Below are 21,146 nucleotides of genomic sequence, written 5' to 3'. Positions count from 1 at the left end.
GGTCGGGACAAGAATCCCGCCCTTTTTTGTAGCCTTTTGTCAACTGTAGTGGTCTGAAAGAACCTAGCTTGTAGGAGCGATTTCTGTCCTATCTCCTTTTTCCATCCTCAGACCGAGGTGACTTTTTTGAATTGTGATAAAATAGAAAAGAGAGGATACAGCTATGAAAAAATTTCAAATCTTTTTATTTATCGAAGCCTGTCTGTTGACGGGAGCTCTGATTTTGATGGTATCAGAGCATTTTTCGCGTTTTCTGCTGATTCTATTCCTCTTTTTGCTCTTGCTCCGCTATTATACAGGTAAGGAGGGCAACAATGTCTTCCTCCTTGTAGCGACTATTCTTTTCTTTTTCATCGTCATGCTTAATCCCTTTGTGATTTTAGCTATCTTTGTAGCGGTGATCTACTGTCTCTTTCTTCTCTATCCGATGATGAATCAAGAAAGAGAGGAGACCGACTTGGTCTTTGAAGAGGTGGTAACGGTTAAAAATGAACACAATCCTTGGTTTGGCAATCTCCATCATTTCTCTAGCCATCAGACCTGCCAGTTTGACGATATCAACCTCTTTCGCCTCATGGGCAAGGACACCATACATTTGGAAAGAGTTATCCTAACCAATCATGACAATGTCATTATCCTTAGAAAGATGGTCGGAACGACTAGGATTATCGTACCTGTAGATGTGGAAATCAGCCTCAGTGTCAACTGCCTCTATGGAGATTTAACTTTCCTCAATCAACCCAAGCGAGCCCTCCGCAATGAACACTATCATCAGGAGACCAGAGACTATCTCAAGAGTAACAAGAGCGTCAAGATTTTCCTAACTACTATGGTTGGCGATGTGGAGGTGGTCAGAGGATGAAAAAGCAATCGTATCTGTTAATCGGGCTGACTTCTCTCCTTTTTATCCTCTTTTTGACCAATAGTCTACTTGATATTCTCAATCTTGATTGGTCCTATTTGCTACAAGATATCGAAAAACTGGAAAAGTTAATCTTCTTGATCTTGGTCTTTAGCCTTTCCATGACTTTCTTTTTTGTTCTCTTTTGGCGCGTGATAGAAGAAGTCTCTCGCAGAAAAATGCAGGTCAATCTCAAGCGACTGCTAGCAGGAAAAGAGGTGGTTGCCTTTGCAGATCCAGACTTGGATGCCAGTTTCCAATCCTTGTCTGGCAAGCTCAACCTCTTGACAGAGGCTGTTCAAAAGGCTGAAAATCAAAGCCTGATCAAGGAAGAAGCAATCATTGAGAAAGAACGAAAGCGGATAGCACGTGACTTGCACGATACAGTTAGTCAGGAGTTGTTTGCAGCCCATATGATTTTATCAGGTGTCAGCCAGCAGGCTTTGAAGCTGGATAGAGAAAAGATGCAGACCCAGTTGCAAAGTGTTGCAGCTATCCTTGAAACAGCCCAGAAAGATTTGCGGGTCTTGCTCCTACATTTGCGACCTGTTGAGTTGGAAGAGAAGAGTTTGGTTGAGGGGATTCAAATCCTCTTAAAAGAGCTTGAGGACAAGAGTGATCTCAAGGTTAGTCTCAATCAAAATGTGTCTAAATTGCCTAAGAAGATTGAAGAACATATCTTCCGTATTTTACAGGAATTGATCAGCAATACCCTCCGCCATGCCCAGGCATCTTGTTTGGATGTCTATCTCTATCAGACAGATGTTGAATTGCAGCTGAAAGTGGTGGACAATGGGATTGGTTTCCAGTTGGGGAGTTTAGACGACTTGAGTTATGGACTGCGAAATATCAAGGAGCGAGTCGAAGATATGGCAGGAAACATTCAACTTTTGACAGCACCTAAGCAAGGACTGGCGGTTGATATCCGTATTCCCCTGCTAGACAAGGAATCATAAAGGAGCAGAGATGAAAATTTTACTTGTAGATGACCATGAAATGGTTCGATTGGGCTTGAAAAGCTATTTTGATCTCCAAGACGATGTGGAAGTTGTGGGCGAGGCTGCCAACGGATCTCAAGGTATTGAGTTGGCCTTGGAATTGCGCCCAGATGTCATTGTCATGGATATTGTCATGCCTGAGATGAATGGGATTGATGCTACCTTGGCTATCCTCAAAAAATGGCCTGAAGCCAAGATATTGATTGTGACCTCTTACTTGGACAATGAAAAAATCATGCCGGTCTTGAATGCTGGTGCCAAAGGCTATATGCTTAAGACTTCAAGTGCAGATGAATTGCTCCATGCTGTCCGTAAGGTGGCTGCTGGCGAGCTGGCCATTGAACAAGAGGTCAGCAAGAAGGTTGAATACCACCGCAATCATATGGAACTTCATGAAGAATTGACTGCACGTGAGCGAGATGTACTTCAGTTAATCGCCAAGGGCTACGAAAATCAGCGGATCGCAGATGAACTCTTTATCTCTCTCAAGACGGTCAAGACCCATGTGTCCAATATCCTTGCCAAACTTGAGGTCAGCGATCGCACCCAGGCGGCGGTCTATGCCTTCCAGCACCACTTGGTCGGGCAGGAGGACTTTTAGATGAGTCTTGCAGATTTACTTGAGGAGCTAGAAGCAGCAAAAGACCCTGAAAAAGCAGGGCCTATGGAAGCCTATATGCGCCATCAATTTCCCTTTTTAGGGATTGCAGGTCCTGAAAGAAATGCACTCTATAAAAAATACTTTCCAAGCGTGAAAAAAACAAAGATTATTGATTGGGATTTTGTAGATATCTGCTGGGAAAAGGAGCCAAGAGAATACCAATATGTAGCTGCCAACTATTTGAAAGCCATGCAGTCTTATCTAACGAAGGATGATTTGCCTAAGCTTGAGCGTCTGGTCGTGACCAAGTCTTGGTGGGACACGGTAGATATCCTAGATCGAGTAGTAGGAAGTTTGGTAGCCGACTATCCAGAACTTGAAGAAGTGATTTTAAAATGGAGCCTCTCAGACAATATCTGGCTGAGACAAGTCGCTATTGACCACCAGTTGTTAAGAAAAGAAAAAACAAATGTCCAACTGATGGAAAAGATCCTGGTCAACAATCTGGACCAGACAGAATTTTTCATCAACAAAGCCATCGGCTGGGCTCTAAGAGACTACTCTAAAACCAATCCCGAATGGGTAGCACGTTTTATTGAAAAAAATAAGAAGAGAATGGCTGAACTTAGTATCAGGGAAGCGAGCAAGTACCTCTAGCACTATTGAAAAGCGCATTCATTACTTGAAAAAAGTCGCTATTATATGGTATAATGGACTGTATTAAAAATTTTAAGGAGAAATGACAGAATGTCTGTATCATTTGAAAACAAAGAAACAAACCGTGGTGTCTTGACTTTCACTATCTCTCAAGACCAAATCAAACCAGAATTGGACCGTGTATTTAACTCAGTAAAGAAAACTCTTAACGTTCCAGGTTTCCGTAAAGGTCACCTTCCACGCCCTATCTTCGACCAAAAATTTGGTGAAGAAGCTCTTTATCAAGATGCAATGAACGCACTTTTGCCAAATGCTTATGAAGCTGCAGTAAAAGAAGCTGGTCTTGAAGTCGTTGCGCAACCAAAAATTGACGTGACTTCAATGGAAAAAGGTCAAGACTGGGTTATCACTGCCGAAGTTGTGACAAAACCTGAAGTTAAATTGGGTGACTACAAAAACCTTGAAGTATCAGTTGATGTAGAAAAAGAAGTAACTGACGCTGACGTTGAAGAACGCATCGAACGCGAACGCAACAACTTGGCTGAATTGGTTATCAAAGACGGCGCTGCTGAAAATGGCGACACTGTTGTCATCGACTTCGTTGGTTCTATCGATGGTGTTGAGTTCGACGGTGGAAAAGGTGAAAACTTCTCACTTGGACTTGGATCAGGTCAATTCATCCCTGGTTTTGAAGACCAATTGGTAGGGCACTCAGCTGGCGAAACTGTTGACGTTGTCGTAACATTCCCAGAAGACTACCAAGCAGAAGACCTTGCAGGTAAAGAAGCTAAATTCGTAACAACTATCCACGAAGTAAAAGCTAAAGAAGTTCCAGCTCTTGACGATGAACTTGCAAAAGATATCGATGAAGAAGTGGAAACACTTGCTGAATTGAAAGAAAAATACCGCAAAGAATTGACTGCTGCGAAAGAAGAAGCATACAAAGATGCCCTTGAAGGTGCAGCAATTGATAAAGCTGTAGAAAACGCTGAAATCGTAGAACTTCCAGAAGAAATGATCCACGAAGAAGTTCACCGTTCAGTAAATGAATTCCTTGGAAACTTGCAACGCCAAGGTATCAACCCTGACATGTACTTCCAAATCACTGGAACTACTCAAGAAGACCTTCACAAACAATACGAAGCAGAAGCTGAGTCACGTACGAAGACTAACCTTGTTATCGAAGCAGTTGCCAAAGCTGAAGGATTTGACGCTTCAGAAGAAGAAATCCAAAAAGAAATTGAGCAATTGGCAGCAGACTACAACATGGAAGTGGCTCAAGTACAAAACTTGCTTTCAGCTGACATGTTGAAACACGATATCACTATCAAAAAAGCTGTTGAATTGATCACAAGCACTGCAACAGTAAAATAATCTTAAAAGAGAAAAAGCCCACCTGACTAGGTGGGCTTTTTGCTTGTCTATTTTCCAAAAATCTCTTTGAGGTCTGCATCTGTAATCCCGATCATGGCTGGAATACTAGACCAGTTTTCCTCGGTGAGGATGTGAGATTGTTCAGAGTCACTTGATGTGGCAGTTTCAGAGAAGGCTTGTTTGCTTTCTTCAATTTTATTTTCAATTAAATCACTGAAACGCTCAGTCAGATAGGTCTTGCGGGCAGTCCCGATATGCTTGACTGCATAGTCAAAGGCCTGTAATTCACCAAGAAGGATGAGCTTGCTCTTGGCCCGTGTGATAGCTGTGTAGATGAGATTTCGCTCCAGCATGCGCTTGCTAGCACTGGTGATGGGCAGGATGACAACAGGAAACTCACTTCCCTGAGACTTATGAATACTCATGGCATAGGCTAGTCGAATCTTGTACCATTCGTTGCGTGGATAGATGACCTCATTGCCATCAAAATCAATGACAATCTCGTCTTGTTTGGACTTGGTGTATTTTCCAGGAATCAGGTCTGTGATGTAGCCTAGGTCTCCGTTAAAGACATTGACCTCGGCATCGTTGACTAGGTGAATGACCTTGTCCCCTGTTCGATAGTGACACTGAGTTGCTTCAAAGCTAACTTGCCTCTTTTGCTGAGGATTGAGCAGGTCTTGCATGAGTTGGTTGATGGCGTCAATGCCAGCAGTTCCTCGATACATAGGCGCTAACACCTGAATATCATGAGCCGGAATGCCACTTCTGAGGGCAGCACCGAGGATTTTCTCAATGGTAGCTGGGATATGGCCACTAGCGATTTCAAAGTAGGAGCGATCAGCTTTTTTCTGGGTGAAATCTGCTGGCAAGATGCCTTGTCGAATCTGGCTAGCTAAGGTGACGATAGTTGATTCTTCACTCTGACGATAAATCCGTTCCAAGCGCGTCTGCGGAATCAGAGGTATCTGGAGCAGGTCAGCCAGGACTTGTCCAGGACTAACAGAAGGTAACTGGTCGCTATCACCCACGATGAGAATTTTGCTGTTAGAGGAGATATTGGAGAAGAGTTGGTTGGCTAGCCAAGTGTCCACCATAGAAAACTCGTCCACGATGATGAAGTCGGCATCCAGATAATCTTCCAGATGGCTGGTATCATCGTCACCCGTCATTCCCAAATGGCGGTGTATAGTAGCGCTAGGCAAACCTGTCAATTCATTCATGCGCCGAGCCGCTCGACCAGTTGGTGCAGCGAGAAGAATCGGCAGGTTGCTTTTTTTCCTGAGGTCAAGTCCTTCTAAGAGTGCATAAACAGTGATAATTCCATTGATAACAGTCGTCTTACCTGTACCAGGCCCACCTGTTAGGATAAAGACCTTGTTCTGGATAGCGTCGCAGATAGCTTGTTTTTGAATAGTATCGTACTGAATCCCCAGTTCTTGCTCGACAGTAGAGATATGCTTGTGAATGGTTTCCAAATCCTGACTTTTCTGCTTTTCTTTTTCAAGGATACGAACCAAGTGACTGCGGATGCCTTCTTCGGCGAAAAAGAGGCTGTTATCAAAGATTTTGGTATCAATCTGCTGAACCTTATCTTCTTCAATCAGATGAGATAATTCCTGAGCTACTTGGCTGGGATCGAGTTCCACGGGGCGAGAAGATTCAAGGAGAGTCAGGGTTTGTTCCAGCAAATCTCGGGCTTCCATATAGGTATCGCCCGTATCCATACATCCCTGAAAAAGACTATGGACAAGGCCAGCACGGAAGCGTTCAGGAGCTTGACTTTCGATGCCTAGTTCGGCAGCTAATTGGTCAGCAATGGTAAAACCCAAGCCCTTGATATCTTCAACCAGTTGGTAGGGATAATTTTCAACCACATCCAGTGTTTCTTCCTTGTAAAAGTCTTGAATCTGAAAGGCTAGTTTATTGGGAATCCCGTAGTTGGCTAGTTTGGCTAAGACCATTTCTGTCCCATAGTTGAGACGGAGGGTGGAGACAAAAGCCTCACGGTTTTTGGCAGAGAGTCCAGCAATGCTTTCCAGCTTTTCAGGATGCTCCAGAATTTCGTCTATGGTATTGTCACCATAGCTATCAACAATTTTTTGGGCCGTTTTGAGACCAATCCCCTTGAAATGACTGCTAGAAAAGTATTTGACTAGCCCATTCTTAGTGGGTTTTGCTCGCTCATAACGACTGATCTGTAGCTGTTTCCCATACTTGGAGTGCTGAACGATTTGTCCCCAAAAAGTATAGTCTTCACCCTCGATCACGTCCGCCATGGTTCCGGTAACGATGATTTCAAAATCGTCAAAGTCCTCCGCATCGGTATCTTCGATATCTAGGAGGAGAATGCGATAAAAATTACTGGGATTTTCAAAAATAATACGTTCAATGGTGCCTGAAAAATAAACTTCCATAGGTTTCCTTTACATGAGTTCATGAGAGTTGAATCCTTAGTTTCTTTCAACAAACTAGGAGACTAAAAGGCCTTCTTCTCGCAATAGAAAAAGAGACTGAGATTTAGCATTCTCGGCCTCTTCCTTATCTTAAAAAGTTCCGATACGGTTAAGTGGCCAGAAACGGAATTTTGCTTCGCCCTTGATATCGCTGGCCTTGAAGGTACCGACATGGCGGCTGTCGCTAGAGACTAGACGATCGTCACCAAGGAGAAGGTACTCACCTTGAGGGACAGTAAAGCTGAAGCTGGTATTGGAATTGACATCGACCGTAAAAGCCTGTGCCTTTTGAGCAAGTTCTCTAAAGTAAACTCCCTTATTGCCTTCAAATCCTTTTCCAGTATAGGTGTTCTGCAATTTTTCTGTTTTGAACAAGTTGAGATATTCAGCTAGGTAAGGTTCATTCGTTTCTTCACCGTTGATAAAGAGTTTGTCATTTTCGTAGCGGATGGTATCTCCAGGCATGCCGATGACCCTTTTGACAATGTCTTTATTTCCGTCTTCCTCATGCGCAACCACAATGTCGAAGCGGTCAATTGGGAGGTGTTTAACAACGAAGAGAACTTCTCCGTCGGCTAGGGTAGGGTCCATCGAGTGTCCTTCCACACGGACATTGCTCCAAAGGAAGATACGGCTAAGGCCGACCAGCGCAATAATCAGGAAGAAAACTCCCCATTCTTTTAGAAATGTTTTAAACAAATTCATAACTCACCTTTCTAGAAGTGCTTTGGCTTTTTCAGTGTTTTTAAAATGTAGTTTGGCACAGAAATGAAGTCCCTTCATGCCATAGGCCTGAAGGATTTTGCTAGCAACCTTATCAGATGCAGTTCCAGCACCACTTGGCAGTTGATAGCCTAGTTCTCGTCCAAGATTTTCCAAGTTTTCGAGGAAGAGATCCCGCGCGATGATAGAGCTAACTGCAACAGCCAGGTATTTGCCCTCGGCTTTTTCTTCTAAGCTAATTTTGTTTGGAAAACGGTTGGCTTCTTGTGCCAAGTACTTGTCATAGTTTTTAGGACTTGTAAAAGCATCAATCACGATTTTTTCTGGCTGGACTCCTTTTTGAAGAAGGAGAAAGATAGCCTGATTGTGAAGGGCAACCTTTACAGAAACAGCATTGTAACGCTCTCCAATAATTTCGTTGTACTTGCTCGGTGAAAGGAGGAGCGCTTGGTGCTGGATTTTTTCCTTGAGGATAGGGGCAATCTGACGAATCTTTTGGTCTGTCAGGGTTTTTGAATCCCCCACACCGAGTTTTCGCAAGAAGTCGTGCTGGTCCGGTGTCACAAAGGAAGCTACGACAGCTAGCCCACCAAAGTAGGAACCATTTCCCACCTCATCGGTTCCAATTATAGGAAAATCTTGTCCACTGTTTTCTTGTTGAACTTGGTAGCCAAAGAAACTGGCGTACTGCTCAGCAGCTTCGCCCTGCAGGAGGACTTTTCCAGAAGTATAGATGGAAACTGTTGCCTGAGGCAGTCTCAAAAAATAGCGAATATAAGGATTTTTACTAGGACTGAGAGCCTTCTGATACTGACTTAAAAAGCTCTGAATTTCCTGTTCACTTGGTGTGAGTGTGATACTTGCCATAGTCTCTATTGTACCACAAAAGCAGGAGAATTGGTAAAAACTGACAAAGTTAGCGAAATTTGGTATAATATCGTGAGGTGAATTTTATGGCAAATCTAAATCGATATAAGTTTACATTCGGGAAAAAGACATTAACCTTGACAACCGAGCATGACAACCTCTTTATGGAGGAAATTGCCAAGGTTGCGACTGAAAAATACCAAGCAATTAAAGAACAAATGCCTGGGGCGGATGATGAAACCATTGCGCTTCTTTTGGCGGTCAATTGTCTGTCTACACAGCTCAACCGTGAGATTGAATTTGATGACAAGGAGCAAGAGTTGTTAGAACTCCGCCACAAGTTGATTGCTGTCAAACAAGAACAGAGCAAGATTGAGGACTCCCTATGATTTCAATCCTACTCTTATTGGTTCTGGCTTGGGGCTTTTACATCGGCTACCGTAGAGGCTTGGTCCTGCAAGTTTATTATTTCCTCGTGGCAGTGATTTCAGCCTTTGTTGCGGGACAGTTTTATAAATCATTGGGAGATCACTTCCACTTACTTGTCCCTTATGCCAATCCTCAGGAAGGACAGGGCACCTTTTTCTTCCCTTCAGACCAGCTGTTTCACCTAGACAAGGTCTTTTATGCAGGCCTAGCCTACCTTTTAGTTTTCGGAATTTGTTATAGTATCGGACGTTTTATCGGTTTGTTCCTGCACTTGATTCCAACTAAAAAGCTCGATGTCAAATGGTTGCGTATCGGATCAGGCCTTTTATCTCTATTGGTAACCTTATTTGTCTTGCAAATGGCTCTGACCATTCTTGCAACAGTGCCTCTGGCAGTCATTCAAAATTCACTCGAAAAAAGTATAGTAGCCAAACATATCATCCAAAGTGTCCCTTTTACGACAAACCTTATCAAACAACTCTGGGTGACAAATTTAATCGGATAAAAAGGGCGGGATTTTTCCTAGCCCTTTGTTTACAGATTGGACGACTAGGGTCAGGTAAAGTCCAAAAACCTCTAGGCACTACAATCTTGTAAACAAGCATACAAGGAAAGAATATGAATACAAAAATACTAGAAACCTTAGAATTTAATAAAATCAAAGCCTTGTTTGAACCGCATCTCCTGACTGAGCAAGGCTTAGAGGAGCTAAAAGGCTTGGCTCCAACTGCCAAGGTGGATAAGATCAAACAAGCCTTTACAGAGATGGAGGAAATGCAAGCTCTATTTGTGGAGCAACCTCACTTTACCATCCTAGCGACGCGTGAGATATCAGCGGTTTGCAAGCGTCTGGAGATGGGGGCGGACCTCAATATTGAGGAGTTCCTGCTCCTCAAACGGGTCTTGCTGGCTAGCAGAGAGTTGCAAAGTTTTTATGCCAATCTTGAAAATGTACGCTTGGAGCAGTTGGCGAGATGGTTTGAAAAACTACATGATTTTCCACACTTGCAAGGGAGTCTTCAATCCCTAAATGATGCAGGATTTATCGAAAATTTCGCCAGTGAAGAGCTAGCACGCATCCGTCGGAAAATCCATGATAGCGAGAGTCAAGTTCGAGATGTCTTGCAAGACTTACTCAAGCAAAAAGCGCAGATGTTGACGGAAGGTATAATCGCTAGCAGAAATGGCCGTCAAGTTTTACCAGTAAAGAACACCTATCGCAATAAGATTGCAGGTGTTGTCCATGACATCTCTGCCAGTGGGAATACGGTCTATATCGAGCCACGTGAGGTGGTCAAGCTGAGCGAAGAAATCGCTAGTCTGCGAGCAGACGAACGCTATGAGATGATTCGCATCCTGCAGGAGCTCTCAGAACGCGTCCGCCCTCATGCTGCTGAGATTGCTAATGACGCTTGGATCATCGGCCATTTAGACTTAATTCGTGCCAAGGTACGTTTCATCCAAGAAATGCAAGCAGTTGTTCCTCAACTTTCAGAGAATCAAGAGATTCAACTCCTTCATGTTCGCCATCCTTTGGTCAAAAATGCTGTTGCAAACGATGTACACTTTGGTAAGGAATTAACAGCCATTGTCATTACAGGTCCTAATACTGGTGGGAAGACCATCATGCTCAAAACCCTAGGCTTGACTCAACTCATGGCCCAATCTGGCTTGCCTATTTTAGCTGATAAGGGGAGCCGTGTCGGTATTTTTGAGGAAATCTTCGCAGATATTGGGGATGAGCAGTCTATCGAGCAAAGCTTGTCTACCTTCTCCAGCCACATGACCAATATCGTAGATATTCTTGGCAAGGTCAATCAGCACTCGCTCTTATTGCTAGATGAGCTCGGGGCAGGTACCGACCCGCAGGAAGGAGCAGCGCTTGCTATGGCTATTCTGGAGGATCTTCGTCTCCGTCAGGTCAAGACTATGGCGACGACCCACTATCCAGAACTCAAGGCTTATGGTATCGAAACAGCCTTTGTGCAAAATGCCAGCATGGAGTTTGACACAGCCAGCCTGCGTCCGACCTATCGCTTTATGCAGGGAGTTCCTGGTCGAAGCAATGCCTTTGAAATTGCCAAACGTCTGGGCTTGTCAGATGTCATCGTAGGAGATGCCAGCCAGCAGGTCAACCAAGATAATGATGTCAACCGTATCATTGAGCAATTGGAAGAGCAAACGCTTGAAAGTCGCAAACGCTTGGACAATATCCGTGAGGTGGAGCAAGAAAACCTCAAGATGAACCGAGCACTCAAAAAACTCTATAACGAGCTCAATCGTGAAAAGGAAACTGAGCTCAACAAGGCGCGTGAACAGGCTGCCGAGATTGTGGAACTCGCTCTAAGTGAGAGTGACCAGATTCTCAAGAATCTTCACAGCAAGTCTCAACTCAAGCCCCACGAAATCATTGAAGCCAAGGCAGAACTGAAAAAACTAGCTCCTGAAAAAGTCGACTTGTCTAAAAACAAGGTTCTTCAAAAGGCCAAGAAAAAACGAGCTCCAAAGGTGGGGGATGATATCATTGTTCTCAGTTATGGTCAGCGTGGTACCCTGACCAATCAGCTTAAGGATGGTCGCTGGGAAGCCCAAGTTGGCTTGATCAAGATGACCTTGGAAGAGAAAGAATTTGACCTTGTTCAGGCCCAGCAAGAAGCCCCAGTCAAGAAGAAACAAGTCAATGTTGTGAAACGAGCTTCTGGTCGTGGTCCGCAAGCCAGACTGGATCTTCGTGGCAAACGGTACGAAGAGGCCATGAACGAGCTGGACGCCTTTATTGACCAAGCCCTGCTCAATAACATGGCGCAAGTCGATATCATCCATGGTATCGGAACAGGTGTCATCCGTGAAGGAGTCACCAAATACCTACAAAGAAACAAACATGTTAAGACTTTCGGCTATGCTCCACAGAATGCTGACGGTAGTGGCGCCACCATTGTGACCTTTAAAGGTTAAAAAAGAGTACGTCTCTTTTTTTGAAAAAGAAGTGAAAATCCATCTTTTTTCAAATAATATATTGACAAAGACTAACTTTTCTTGTAAAATAATAAAAAATTAAATACCAACACCGAATGAAGTTTAATAGAAGTGGAGAAAGGTTTGTTTTCCATGACTGTAAATGGACGGAACTCTGGAGAGACCGTAAAGGCACCGAAGGGGCAAGGCAGGCAACTGCTCAAACTCTCAGGTAAAAGGACAGAGCTAAGATAGACCGCTTTTTGGCATTTATCTAAGCATTCCAGAGTACATGTATCTTGCATGTGCTCTTTCTTTTGGGGTTGAAAGATAGGAGAAGGATATGTTAGAATTGCTAAAAGCGCTTGATGCTTTCGTTTGGGGGCCTCCCCTCTTGATCTTATTGGTCGGAACGGGTATCTATTTGACCATCCGACTGGGTATTTTGCAGGTAGCTCGTCTCCCTATGGCCTTTCAGCTGATCTTTACCAAGGATAAGGGGCACGGCGATGTGTCGAGCTTTGCTGCTCTCTGTACGGCTCTAGCAGCCACAGTTGGTACGGGAAATATCATCGGGGTAGCGACAGCAATTAAGGTTGGAGGACCAGGGGCCCTCTTTTGGATGTGGATGGCAGCCTTTTTTGGGATGGCGACCAAATATGCCGAAGGCTTGCTGGCCATCAAATACCGTACTAAGGATGCAAATGGAGCTGTAGCTGGAGGGCCCATGCATTACATCCTTTTGGGGATGGGAGAAAAGTGGCGTCCACTTGCTATCTTCTTTGCCCTAGCGGGTGTATTGGTAGCCCTTCTAGGGATTGGTACCTTTACCCAAGTCAATTCGATTACAGAATCCATTCAAAATACAGCTCAAGTTGATCCAGCTATCACAGCTCTTATTTTATCCATTTTTGTAGGGATTGCCGTCTTTGGTGGCCTCAAATCCATATCAAAAGTTTCGACAGCAGTGGTTCCTTTTATGGCTATTGTCTATATTTTAGGAACTCTTACAGTTATTCTCTTTAATATCGAGAAAATCCCAGCCACACTTGCACTGATCTTTACTTCAGCCTTTAGTCCAGCTTCTGCGGTAGGTGGTTTTGCAGGTGCCAGCATTCGGATGGCTATCCAAAATGGTGTGGCGCGAGGAGTCTTCTCTAACGAATCTGGCCTTGGTTCAGCTCCCATTGCAGCTGCTGCAGCTAAGACTAATGAGCCTGTCGAGCAAGGCTTGATTTCCATGACAGGAACCTTTATTGATACCCTCATTATCTGTACGTTGACTGGTTTAACAATCTTGGTAACTGGGGTTTGGAGTGGTGATTTGAATGGAGTTGCCTTGACTCAGTCAGCCTTCTCAACAGTTTTTTCACACTTTGGACCAGCTCTTTTGACCATCTTCCTTGTACTCTTTGCCTTTACGACGATTCTCGGATGGAACTACTACGGAGAGCGCTGTTTTGAGTTTCTCTTTGGTGTCCGCTTTATCTGGCTTTACCGTGTAGTCTTTGTAGTCATGGTTCTGTTGGGAGGATTTATCGAATTGGACATGGTCTGGATTATTGCAGATATCGTCAATGCCTTGATGGCCTTACCTAACTTGATTGCCCTTTTAGTCTTGTCGCCAGTCGTCATTGCTGAGACTAAAAAGTATTTTAAACATTAACCTAATCACACTTTTAGTGTGATTTTTTTCATTTCATAGACATTTCTTATCAAGGCGATTGAAAATATATATTATCCAAGGGGAAAATTCTATGATAGACTAAATGACAATAAAATGAAAAGAGGTTTCTTATGACAACATTTACAATCCACACAGTAGAATCAGCACCAGCAGAAGTAAAAGAAGTTCTTGAAACAGTACAAAAAGACAACAACGGCTATATTCCTAACCTAATCGGTCTCTTGGCCAATGCCCCGACCGCGCTTGAAGCCTACCGAACTGTCGGAGCTATCAACCGTCGCAATAGCCTGACACCAGTGGAACGCGAAGTAGTGCAAATCACAGCTGCCGTAACCAATGGTTGTGCTTTCTGCGTCGCAGGTCACACAGCCTTTTCAATCAAACAAATCCAGATGAATGATGATCTTCTCCAAGCTCTCCGCAACCGCACTCCGATTGAAACAGATCCTAAATTGGACACCCTAGCTAAGTTTACCTTGGCGGTCATCAATACCAAAGGGCGAGTAGGAGATGAAGCCTCGGCTGAATTTTTGCAAGCTGGCTACACGCAACAAAATGCCTTGGATGTGGTTCTCGGTGTTAGTCTTGCCAGCCTTTGCAACTATGCCAACAACCTAGCCAATACGCCTATTAACCCAGAATTACAACCTTATGCCTAGTTCGAATCAGAAAGAAAAATGAAGACTGAGCAATCCAGTCTTCATTTTTCTATGCTATTTTAAGCGCTTTTATGCTATACTAATAATAACATGATTATTGGAGGCTCGGATGAAAAAGCTCCCCTTGGTATTCTCTGGCTGTTTATTAGGTTTAGCAGGTGCAGGAAATCTGATTGCAGATACTTTGCCTGTTCTGTCGCATTTATTGAGTCTGACTGGTTTAGTTTTGTGGATTTTCTTTCTGATTCTTCATCTTTTTAATTGGGAAGAAACCAAGAAAGAATTGACTAAGCCCCCTCTTTTATCTGGGATGGCCACCTTTCCCATGGCTGGGATGATTTTATCGACCTATGTCTTTCGCGTATTCCCTGCTCTTCCTATAGTAGCACAAGGGATCTGGTGGTTTTCATTTCTCTTGGATTTGGCTTTGATTGCTACTTTTACCACCAAATTTGCCTGTCCAGGTCGGAGGGTCAATGCGACTCCTAGCTGGACGGTACTCTATGTGGGGATAGCAGTAGCAGCCTTGACCTATCCTCTTGTCGGTATCATTGAAATTGCCTATGCGACCTTGAGTTTTGGTTTTGTCTTGACCTTCTATCTCTATCCCCTTATTTATAGTGATTTAAAGAAAGATCCACTCCCAGTGGCCTTGCTTGGACAGGAAGGAATCTACTGTGCTCCCTTTTCCCTACTCTTAGCTTCTCTAGTTCGAGTTGGAGGAGCAGGCCTACCGACTTGGCTCTTGATTGTCATGATTTTGGCATCTCAGTCCTTCTTTTTCTTTGTTTTAACTCGCCTGCCCAATATTTTAAAACAAGGATTTCAACCAGCCTTCTCAGCCCTCACCTTCCCAACCATTATCACAGCTACTTCAATCAAGATGGCTCAGGGGATCTTGAAACTTCCATTTCTGGATTATCTGGTGTTTGCTGAAACTGTTATATGCCTCACTATTTTATTCTTTGTATTGGGTGCTTATCTGATTTGGTTACGAAAAAAGGTCTAGCTAGAAATAGCTAAACCTTATTTTTATGGTTTGATAACTTCAGCTCCACCCATATATGGACGAAGTACTTCTGGAATGGTTACAGAACCATCTGCATTTTGATAGTTCTCAAGAATAGCAGCAACCGTACGTCCAACTGCAAGTCCAGAACCGTTCAAGGTGTGGAGAAGTTTAACCTTACCATCTGCTTCATCACGGTAACGGATTTGGGCACGACGGGCTTGGAAATCTTCTGTATTTGAACAGCTTGAGATTTCACGATAGGTATTTTGGGCTGGAATCCAAACTTCCAAGTCGTAAGTCTTAGCAGCTGAGAAGCCCATGTCCCCAGTAGAGAGGGCAACGACACGGTATGGAAGGTTGAGTTTTTGAAGAATATTTTCAGCGTTGGCTGTCATTTTTTCCAATTCTTCGTAAGATTCTTCTGGTTTGGCAAATTTGACCATTTCAACCTTGTGGAATTGGTGTAGACGAATCAAGCCACGTGTATCACGACCTGCAGAACCAGCCTCAGAACGGAATGATGGGCTCATAGCAGTGAAGTAGATTGGTAGGTCTTTACCGTCAAGGATTTCATCACGGTAGTAGTTTGTAAGAGGCACTTCAGCTGTAGGAATGAGGACATAATTAGTGTCTTTCAATTCAAAAGTGTCTTCCTTGAATTTTGGATATTGACCAGTACCAAACATAGAATCATGGTTAACCATGTATGGTGTGATGACTTCAGTATAGCCCTCTTTTCCATGCTCGTCCAACATAAAGTTGTAGATAGCACGTTCCAAACGAGCCCCAAGTCCTTTATAGAAGAGGAAGCGAGCACCAGTAACTTTTGCTCCACGTTCCCAGTCAAGGATACCCAAGTCTTCACCAAGATCCCAGTGAGCTTTTGGTTCAAAGTCAAACTCGCGTGGAGTTCCCCAACGACGGACTTCCACATTGTCATCTTCGTCGGCTCCGATAGGAACACTGTCAGCAGGGATATTTGGAAGAGTAGTGGTAAATTCTGTCAATTTAGCATCGATGTCCGCCAATTCCGCATCCAAGGCTTTGACTTCAGCAGATAAGTTTTGCATCGCAGCAATCTTGTCATCGGCATTTTCCTTGTTGCGCTTGGCTTGGGCAATCTCAGCTGAAACTGTGTTGCGTTCTGCCTTGAGGTTTTCAACCTTGACCAAGATGTCACGACGTTTAGCATCGATTTCTTTCATCTCGTTTAAGACAGCAGGATCTACACCACGTGTAGCCAATTTTTCTGCGACAGCATCAAAGTCTGTACGAATACGTTTAATATCTAACATAAGAACTCCTTTATGAAAAAACACACCTGACAAAGCGTTGGAGTGGCAGGGCCACGGTTCCATCCAACTTCACAGGTGTGCACTTGATTGTGTATGTAATTGTTACTAACGGTAGAATTTCACTTACCCCTCCTATCTGCTCGCAGCACCCGCAGACTTTCTGGAAGAAGAGGATAACCTACTTATCCGTTGCTATGATTATACTAAAGTTTCTACTTTTTTGCAAATAGATTTTTGAATTTTTGACCAATGGTCTGGAGTAAAGTAGGAAGTTTCACAACCTTGTCATTGCCAAGTCTTTCCCGAGCGATTTTGAGAATAGCTCCAGAGTCTTTGGAAGCAAAGAGGAATTTTCCTTGATCAGTGAAGACTTCAAAGTGGCGACTGATTTTGCGACCACTTACGTTGGCTCCAATTTGCTGAATACTTGACCAGGGAATTTGGATATATTGTTCGACATTGACATCAGGATAAAACTCTAAGGCTTGATCCCCAACTAGAAATTTTCCGACTTTTCCCGAGATGGAAAGATAGGATGTTCCAGTGGTTTGTAGGTCAATGACTTTATTGAGTGATTGGGCCATGATTAATCTTCCTTACTTTCATCGAAAAAGGCATGGTAGAGAGCCTTGATAGCTGCCCTTTCTTGCTCTTTATTGACAACAAACATGATGGAAACTTCACTTGAGCCTTGGGACATCATCTGGATGTTGATTTTGTTTTCAGATAGAGCGCGTGTTGCAGTAGCAGTTACCCCGATATGGCTCTTCATCTTTTCTCCGACAATCATAATGATTGAAAGGTCATGTTCGATTTCAGCATGGTCCACTTCGGCCTTTTGAACTAACTGACGCAGAATTTCTTCCTCCTTGATAGGAGTCAATTCACGGGAACGAAGGATGATTGAAAGATCATCGATACCTGTTGGCATATGTTCCCAACCAATGTTAAGATCTTCAAGGATTTGAAGAATCTTACGACCGAATCCAACCTCGCGGTTCATGAGGTATTTTGACATGTTGATGCTGACGAATCCAGAATCACCAGCGATCCCAACGACTGGGAATTTATCGCTACTGTGTTTTAGAACGATACGAGTTCCTGGATGATCAGGGTTGTTGGTATTCTTGATAACAAGAGGAATTTTTCCGCGGTAAGCGGGTAGAAGAGCTTCGTCATGAAGAACTGAAAATCCAGCATATGCCAACTCACGCATTTCACGGTAGGTTAATTCAGGAATGGAGTGTGGTTGGTGGATAATACCAGGATGGGCAGCAAAGATACCATCTACGTCAGTAAAGTTTTCATAGAGATCAGCCTTAACACCTGCTGCAATGATAGAACCTGTGATATCTGAACCTCCACGTGAAAAAGTACAGATTTGATTTTCTTTAGTCACACCAAAGAAACCAGGGATGACAAGGACTTCGGTGCTATCAGCCAAGCCTTCAATCTTGTCATAACTAGATGGAATGATACGTGCGTTTCCAGGTTCACTTGTGACAACGATCCCAGCTTCTCTTGGGTGAACATAGCGTGCATCGATACCGTTTTGGTTAAAGTAGGCTGCAATCAATTTGGCATTGTTATTTTCTCCAGCCGCTAGGAAGGTATCATAGAGAAATTCATTGTCCTCTATAGGAAGAGTTGCCAAGGCCCGAATACTTTTAGAGATTTTTTCTAAAACAGCAGGTTTTAACCCTAGTTCACTAACCATAGCGGCATAACGGTCAATGATCCAGCTTTGGCTAGCACTGATGTCATTTCCAGCCACATAGTCGCGATAGTATTTGATCAAGGCATCGGTTACCTTGGTATCTTCAGCATTGCGTTTGCCGGGTGCAGAAACGACTACAAAACGGCGCTCTTTATCACTTTTAACGATGTTTAAAACTTTTTCTAACTGACCAGCAGAGGCAAGCGAGCTTCCACCAAATTTTACAACCTTCATAAGGACTCCTCAAGTAAGTATTTTATACGATTATAGCAGAAAGAGGGGCATTTTTCAATGAAGAAAATAACTTCCTATTATAATAGAAGAAAACACTAACTTATTCTGAAAAGTGATAACCGTTTAAAAGTAAGGGTGTCAAATTTTACTCACACTCATAAATGATGGGTAAATAATCAGCTGAGACACTTTCCTTTAGTTTTTTCTTGCCTCTTTATCCAAAAAAAGGTATACTTTGATGATAAAACAATTTTATTGCCTTACAAAAGAAAAGGAGAAGCTATGAATCATATCTTATATCAGATCGTAGATGATCTTGCTATCATCACTTTGAATCGTCCCGAAGTGGCAAATGGTTTCCATATCCCAATGTGTGAGGAGATTTTAGAAGCTTTGACTCTAGCAGAGCAGGATCAAGCTGTGCAGTTCATCTTGATTAATGCTAATGGGAAGGTCTTTTCAGTTGGGGGAGACTTGGTTGAGATGAAACGAGCAGTAGACGAAGATGATATCCCTTCTTTGAATAAGATTGCAGAATTAGTCAATACAATTTCTTTTAAAATCAAGCAAATTCCTAAACCTGTTTTGATGGAGGTAGATGGAGCGGTTGCTGGTGCTGCAGCAAATATGGCAGTAGCAGTTGATTTCTGTTTAGCGACTGACAAGGCAAAATTTATCCAAGCCTTTGTCGGAGTGGGATTGGCGCCAGACGCTGGTGGGATTCATCTCTTGAGTCGTAGCATCGGGGTAACACGGGCTGCACAACTTGCCATGACAGGTGAAGCCTTGACTGCTGAAAAAGCGCTAGAATGGGGCGTGGTATACCGTGTTTGTGAAGTTGACAAATTAGAAAAAACAAGAGAACAAGTTCTGAAAAAATTAAGAAGAGGTTCAGCAAACTCATACGCAGCCATTAAAAAGTTAGTTTGGGAAAGTCAATTCAAGGATTGGCAGAATTATGCTGAATTAGAATTGAAACTACAAGAATCGTTATCTTTAACTGAAGATTTTAAAGAAGGGGTTCGAGCACATTCTGAAAGAAGAAGACCAAAATTTTCAGGAAAATAAAAAAATACTTGCATAATTTTTTGAAGTTTGTTATACTTCTTTTATCAAATGTTTTGATTGTAAAAGCTTTTTGAGGGGGAGGGAAAAAGTTTGGACTACCAACAAGTAAATGATTATCTAACATCTATTTTTAATAACGTCCTTGTGATCGAGGAGGTTAGCTTACGAGGTAGTCGATTCAAAGACATCTCCATCAAAGAAATGCACACGATAGATGTGATTGGGAAGTTCCCGGAGGCAACGCCAAGTAAGGTTTCAAAAGAACTGATGGTAACTCTTGGGACAGTGACGACGAGTTTGAATAACCTGGAGAGAAAAGGTTATATTGAGCGTATTCGTTCTGACCAAGACCGTCGAGTGGTCTATCTGCATTTGACAAAGCAAGGTCGTTTGGTTCACCGCCTTCATAAACGGTTCCACAAGGCTATGGTCGAAAAAATCATCGATGGCATGAGCCCTGAGGAAAAAGAGGTCATGGGCAGAGGTTTAACGAACCTTTATCAATTTTTGGAGGATTTGAAATAATGGCTTTTGCAAAAATAAGCCAGGTTGCTCATTATGTTCCAGAGCAAGTGGTCACTAATCATGACTTAGCCCAAATCATGGACACAAGCGATGAGTGGATTTCAAGTCGGACAGGAATTAAACAGAGACATATCTCAAAAACAGAGTCTACAAGTGATTTAGCGACAGAAGTAGCTAAGAGCCTGTTGGCTAAAGGGAGCTTAACAGCAGATCAGATTGATTTTATCATTGTAGCAACGATTACCCCAGACTCGATGATGCCTTCCACAGCAGCTCGAGTTCAGGCAAATATCGGAGCGCATAGAGCTTTCGCCTTTGATTTGACAGCAGCTTGCAGTGGCTTTGTATTCGCTCTCTCAACTGCAGAAAAGTTTTTAAGTTCTGGACAGTTCAAAAAAGGGATTGTTATCGGGGCTGAGACCTTATCCAAGGCAGTTGATTGGTCAGATCGTTCAACAGCTGTTCTCTTTGGGGATGGAGCTGGTGGGGTTCTCTTGGAAGCGAGCGAAACACGGCACTTCCTTGTGGAAAGTCTCTATACAGATGGCTCTCGGAGCGAGTGTTTGACCTATGGTCAAACGGCTTTGGCTTCTCCTTTCTCGGATCAAGAAGCAGTTCCTGCTTTTTTGAAAATGGATGGACGAGCAGTTTTTGATTTTGCAAATCGTGATGTTGCTAAATCGATCAAAGAAACCATTGAAAATGGTCCAATCGCAGCTTCAGAATTGGATTATCTCTTGCTTCATCAGGCAAATATCCGCATTTTGGATAAGATGGCTAAGAAGATCGGCGTAGACCGAGACAAACTTCCTGCCAATATGATGGAGTATGGAAATACCAGTGCAGCAAGTATCCCGATTTTGCTCTCAGAGTGTGTGGAGAATGGCATGATTCGTTTAGATGGTAGCCAGACGATTCTCCTATCAGGCTTCGGTGGAGGTTTGACATGGGGCACACTCATTCTTACAATCTAGGTAATCATGTGGTA

20 protein-coding genes and 1 riboswitch are annotated in these 21,146 nt (G+C 43.3%); of the genes, 14 read left to right on the top strand and 6 right to left on the bottom strand.

Features of this window, described 5'->3' with window-relative positions:
* Window positions 1–163: 163 nt before the first annotated feature.
* The 5 genes from liaF to tig all read left to right on the top strand — a co-directional run bounded on the left by liaF (window position 164) and on the right by tig (window position 4,531).
* On the top strand, window positions 164–862 hold the full coding sequence (gene liaF, locus HMPREF1518_RS02060; RefSeq protein ID WP_033583788.1) for a cell wall-active antibiotics response protein LiaF: 699 nt from the start codon (window positions 164–166) through the stop codon (window positions 860–862).
* On the top strand, window positions 859–1,857 hold the full coding sequence (locus HMPREF1518_RS02055; protein WP_033583786.1) for a sensor histidine kinase: 999 nt from the start codon (window positions 859–861) through the stop codon (window positions 1,855–1,857). Before liaF ends, HMPREF1518_RS02055 begins: the two co-directional genes overlap by 4 nt.
* 10 nt (window positions 1,858–1,867) lie before the next feature.
* A complete protein-coding gene (locus tag HMPREF1518_RS02050) occupies window positions 1,868–2,500 on the top strand; it encodes a response regulator transcription factor (RefSeq protein ID WP_033583784.1) in 633 nt (210 codons plus the stop codon).
* On the top strand, window positions 2,501–3,157 hold the full coding sequence (locus HMPREF1518_RS02045) for a DNA alkylation repair protein (protein WP_033583779.1): 657 nt from the start codon (window positions 2,501–2,503) through the stop codon (window positions 3,155–3,157).
* Window positions 3,158–3,247: 90 nt separating this feature from the next.
* Window positions 3,248–4,531: a trigger factor gene (gene tig, locus HMPREF1518_RS02040; RefSeq protein WP_033583777.1), complete on the top strand. Its 1,284-nt coding sequence runs from the start codon at window positions 3,248–3,250 to the stop codon at window positions 4,529–4,531.
* A gap of 47 nt (window positions 4,532–4,578) precedes the next feature.
* Here the strand turns inward: tig and recD2 are convergent, their stop codons facing one another.
* The 3 genes from recD2 to rnhC form a co-directional block, all read right to left on the bottom strand.
* Complete coding sequence (gene recD2 / locus HMPREF1518_RS02035) at window positions 4,579–6,948, bottom strand: SF1B family DNA helicase RecD2 (RefSeq protein ID WP_033583775.1); 2,370 nt, start codon at window positions 6,946–6,948, stop codon at window positions 4,579–4,581.
* Between the two features lie 129 nt (window positions 6,949–7,077).
* Window positions 7,078–7,692 carry a signal peptidase I gene (gene lepB / locus HMPREF1518_RS02030; protein ID WP_033583773.1) on the bottom strand — a complete coding sequence of 205 codons (615 nt, stop codon included), beginning with the start codon at window positions 7,690–7,692 and terminating at the stop codon, window positions 7,078–7,080.
* A gap of 3 nt (window positions 7,693–7,695) precedes the next feature.
* The gene (gene rnhC / locus HMPREF1518_RS02025; protein ID WP_033583771.1) at window positions 7,696–8,577 is read right to left on the bottom strand and encodes a ribonuclease HIII; all 882 of its coding nucleotides are present in this window, start codon (window positions 8,575–8,577) and stop codon (window positions 7,696–7,698) included.
* 86 nt (window positions 8,578–8,663) lie between these two features.
* On the opposite strand from rnhC, the gene zapA reads away from it, so the two are divergent.
* From zapA to HMPREF1518_RS01995, 6 genes are all read left to right on the top strand, one after another.
* A complete protein-coding gene (zapA, locus tag HMPREF1518_RS02020; RefSeq protein ID WP_000002028.1) occupies window positions 8,664–8,966 on the top strand; it encodes a cell division protein ZapA in 303 nt (100 codons plus the stop codon).
* Complete coding sequence (locus HMPREF1518_RS02015) at window positions 8,963–9,511, top strand: CvpA family protein (protein ID WP_000623538.1); 549 nt, start codon at window positions 8,963–8,965, stop codon at window positions 9,509–9,511. The genes zapA and HMPREF1518_RS02015 overlap by 4 nt, the downstream gene beginning before the upstream one ends.
* Window positions 9,512–9,624: 113 nt before the next feature.
* Window positions 9,625–11,961: an endonuclease MutS2 gene (locus tag HMPREF1518_RS02010; protein ID WP_033583766.1), complete on the top strand. Its 2,337-nt coding sequence runs from the start codon at window positions 9,625–9,627 to the stop codon at window positions 11,959–11,961.
* A 165-nt stretch (window positions 11,962–12,126) separates the two neighbouring features.
* Window positions 12,127–12,215: riboswitch (glycine riboswitch) on the top strand.
* 89 nt (window positions 12,216–12,304) lie between these two features.
* A complete protein-coding gene (locus HMPREF1518_RS02005; RefSeq protein ID WP_033583764.1) occupies window positions 12,305–13,627 on the top strand; it encodes an alanine/glycine:cation symporter family protein in 1,323 nt (440 codons plus the stop codon).
* A gap of 131 nt (window positions 13,628–13,758) precedes the next feature.
* Window positions 13,759–14,307 carry a carboxymuconolactone decarboxylase family protein gene (locus HMPREF1518_RS02000; protein WP_033583763.1) on the top strand — a complete coding sequence of 183 codons (549 nt, stop codon included), beginning with the start codon at window positions 13,759–13,761 and terminating at the stop codon, window positions 14,305–14,307.
* Between the two features lie 109 nt (window positions 14,308–14,416).
* Window positions 14,417–15,316, top strand: a complete 900-nt coding sequence (locus HMPREF1518_RS01995; protein WP_033583761.1) for a TDT family transporter — start codon at window positions 14,417–14,419, stop codon at window positions 15,314–15,316.
* Window positions 15,317–15,339: 23 nt separating this feature from the next.
* Here the strand turns inward: HMPREF1518_RS01995 and serS are convergent, their stop codons facing one another.
* The 3 genes from serS to HMPREF1518_RS01980 form a co-directional block, all read right to left on the bottom strand.
* Window positions 15,340–16,614 carry a serine--tRNA ligase gene (serS, locus tag HMPREF1518_RS01990; RefSeq protein WP_033583760.1) on the bottom strand — a complete coding sequence of 425 codons (1,275 nt, stop codon included), beginning with the start codon at window positions 16,612–16,614 and terminating at the stop codon, window positions 15,340–15,342.
* 212 nt (window positions 16,615–16,826) lie between these two features.
* Window positions 16,827–17,198, bottom strand: coding sequence for a DUF956 family protein (locus HMPREF1518_RS01985; protein ID WP_033583758.1), 372 nt, complete (start codon window positions 17,196–17,198; stop codon window positions 16,827–16,829).
* Between the two features lie 2 nt (window positions 17,199–17,200).
* A complete protein-coding gene (locus HMPREF1518_RS01980) occupies window positions 17,201–18,565 on the bottom strand; it encodes an aspartate kinase (RefSeq protein ID WP_033583756.1) in 1,365 nt (454 codons plus the stop codon).
* A gap of 282 nt (window positions 18,566–18,847) precedes the next feature.
* Between HMPREF1518_RS01980 and HMPREF1518_RS01975 the strand changes: the two genes are divergently transcribed.
* The 3 genes from HMPREF1518_RS01975 (at window position 18,848) to HMPREF1518_RS01965 (ending at window position 21,132) form a co-directional block, all read left to right on the top strand.
* Complete coding sequence (locus tag HMPREF1518_RS01975) at window positions 18,848–19,633, top strand: enoyl-CoA hydratase (RefSeq protein ID WP_001015587.1); 786 nt, start codon at window positions 18,848–18,850, stop codon at window positions 19,631–19,633.
* Between the two features lie 90 nt (window positions 19,634–19,723).
* Window positions 19,724–20,158, top strand: a complete 435-nt coding sequence (fabT, locus tag HMPREF1518_RS01970) for a fatty acid biosynthesis transcriptional regulator FabT (RefSeq protein ID WP_000386338.1) — start codon at window positions 19,724–19,726, stop codon at window positions 20,156–20,158.
* Window positions 20,158–21,132, top strand: a complete 975-nt coding sequence (locus HMPREF1518_RS01965; RefSeq protein ID WP_000852968.1) for a beta-ketoacyl-ACP synthase III — start codon at window positions 20,158–20,160, stop codon at window positions 21,130–21,132. The genes fabT and HMPREF1518_RS01965 overlap by 1 nt, the downstream gene beginning before the upstream one ends.
* Window positions 21,133–21,146 lie beyond the last annotated feature (14 nt).

It is taken from the genome of Streptococcus sp. SR1, from assembly GCF_000526075.1.
Classification (GTDB): Bacteria; Bacillota; Bacilli; order Lactobacillales; family Streptococcaceae; genus Streptococcus; species Streptococcus halitosis.
The sequence above is the reverse complement of the archived record's forward strand: the minus strand, read 5'-3'. Positions and strand labels throughout refer to the sequence as shown.

What these genes read in the sequence shown, in the direction of transcription:
- HMPREF1518_RS02045 (WP_033583779.1), top strand. Translation starts at nt 2,501, where the DNA reads ATGAGTCTTGCAGATTTACTTGAGGAGCTAGAAGCAGCAAAAGACCCT.
- HMPREF1518_RS02055 (WP_033583786.1), top strand. Translation starts at nt 859, where the DNA reads ATGAAAAAGCAATCGTATCTGTTAATCGGGCTGACTTCTCTCCTTTTT.
- lepB (WP_033583773.1), bottom strand. Translation starts at nt 7,692, where the DNA reads ATGAATTTGTTTAAAACATTTCTAAAAGAATGGGGAGTTTTCTTCCTG.
- HMPREF1518_RS02015 (WP_000623538.1), top strand. Translation starts at nt 8,963, where the DNA reads ATGATTTCAATCCTACTCTTATTGGTTCTGGCTTGGGGCTTTTACATC.
- tig (WP_033583777.1), top strand. Translation starts at nt 3,248, where the DNA reads ATGTCTGTATCATTTGAAAACAAAGAAACAAACCGTGGTGTCTTGACT.
- HMPREF1518_RS01995 (WP_033583761.1), top strand. Translation starts at nt 14,417, where the DNA reads ATGAAAAAGCTCCCCTTGGTATTCTCTGGCTGTTTATTAGGTTTAGCA.
- HMPREF1518_RS01985 (WP_033583758.1), bottom strand. Translation starts at nt 17,198, where the DNA reads ATGGCCCAATCACTCAATAAAGTCATTGACCTACAAACCACTGGAACA.
- recD2 (WP_033583775.1), bottom strand. Translation starts at nt 6,948, where the DNA reads ATGGAAGTTTATTTTTCAGGCACCATTGAACGTATTATTTTTGAAAAT.
- liaF (WP_033583788.1), top strand. Translation starts at nt 164, where the DNA reads ATGAAAAAATTTCAAATCTTTTTATTTATCGAAGCCTGTCTGTTGACG.
- serS (WP_033583760.1), bottom strand. Translation starts at nt 16,614, where the DNA reads ATGTTAGATATTAAACGTATTCGTACAGACTTTGATGCTGTCGCAGAA.
- HMPREF1518_RS01965 (WP_000852968.1), top strand. Translation starts at nt 20,158, where the DNA reads ATGGCTTTTGCAAAAATAAGCCAGGTTGCTCATTATGTTCCAGAGCAA.
- HMPREF1518_RS01975 (WP_001015587.1), top strand. Translation starts at nt 18,848, where the DNA reads ATGAATCATATCTTATATCAGATCGTAGATGATCTTGCTATCATCACT.
- HMPREF1518_RS02000 (WP_033583763.1), top strand. Translation starts at nt 13,759, where the DNA reads ATGACAACATTTACAATCCACACAGTAGAATCAGCACCAGCAGAAGTA.
- rnhC (WP_033583771.1), bottom strand. Translation starts at nt 8,577, where the DNA reads ATGGCAAGTATCACACTCACACCAAGTGAACAGGAAATTCAGAGCTTT.
- zapA (WP_000002028.1), top strand. Translation starts at nt 8,664, where the DNA reads ATGGCAAATCTAAATCGATATAAGTTTACATTCGGGAAAAAGACATTA.
- HMPREF1518_RS02010 (WP_033583766.1), top strand. Translation starts at nt 9,625, where the DNA reads ATGAATACAAAAATACTAGAAACCTTAGAATTTAATAAAATCAAAGCC.
- HMPREF1518_RS02050 (WP_033583784.1), top strand. Translation starts at nt 1,868, where the DNA reads ATGAAAATTTTACTTGTAGATGACCATGAAATGGTTCGATTGGGCTTG.
- HMPREF1518_RS02005 (WP_033583764.1), top strand. Translation starts at nt 12,305, where the DNA reads ATGTTAGAATTGCTAAAAGCGCTTGATGCTTTCGTTTGGGGGCCTCCC.
- HMPREF1518_RS01980 (WP_033583756.1), bottom strand. Translation starts at nt 18,565, where the DNA reads ATGAAGGTTGTAAAATTTGGTGGAAGCTCGCTTGCCTCTGCTGGTCAG.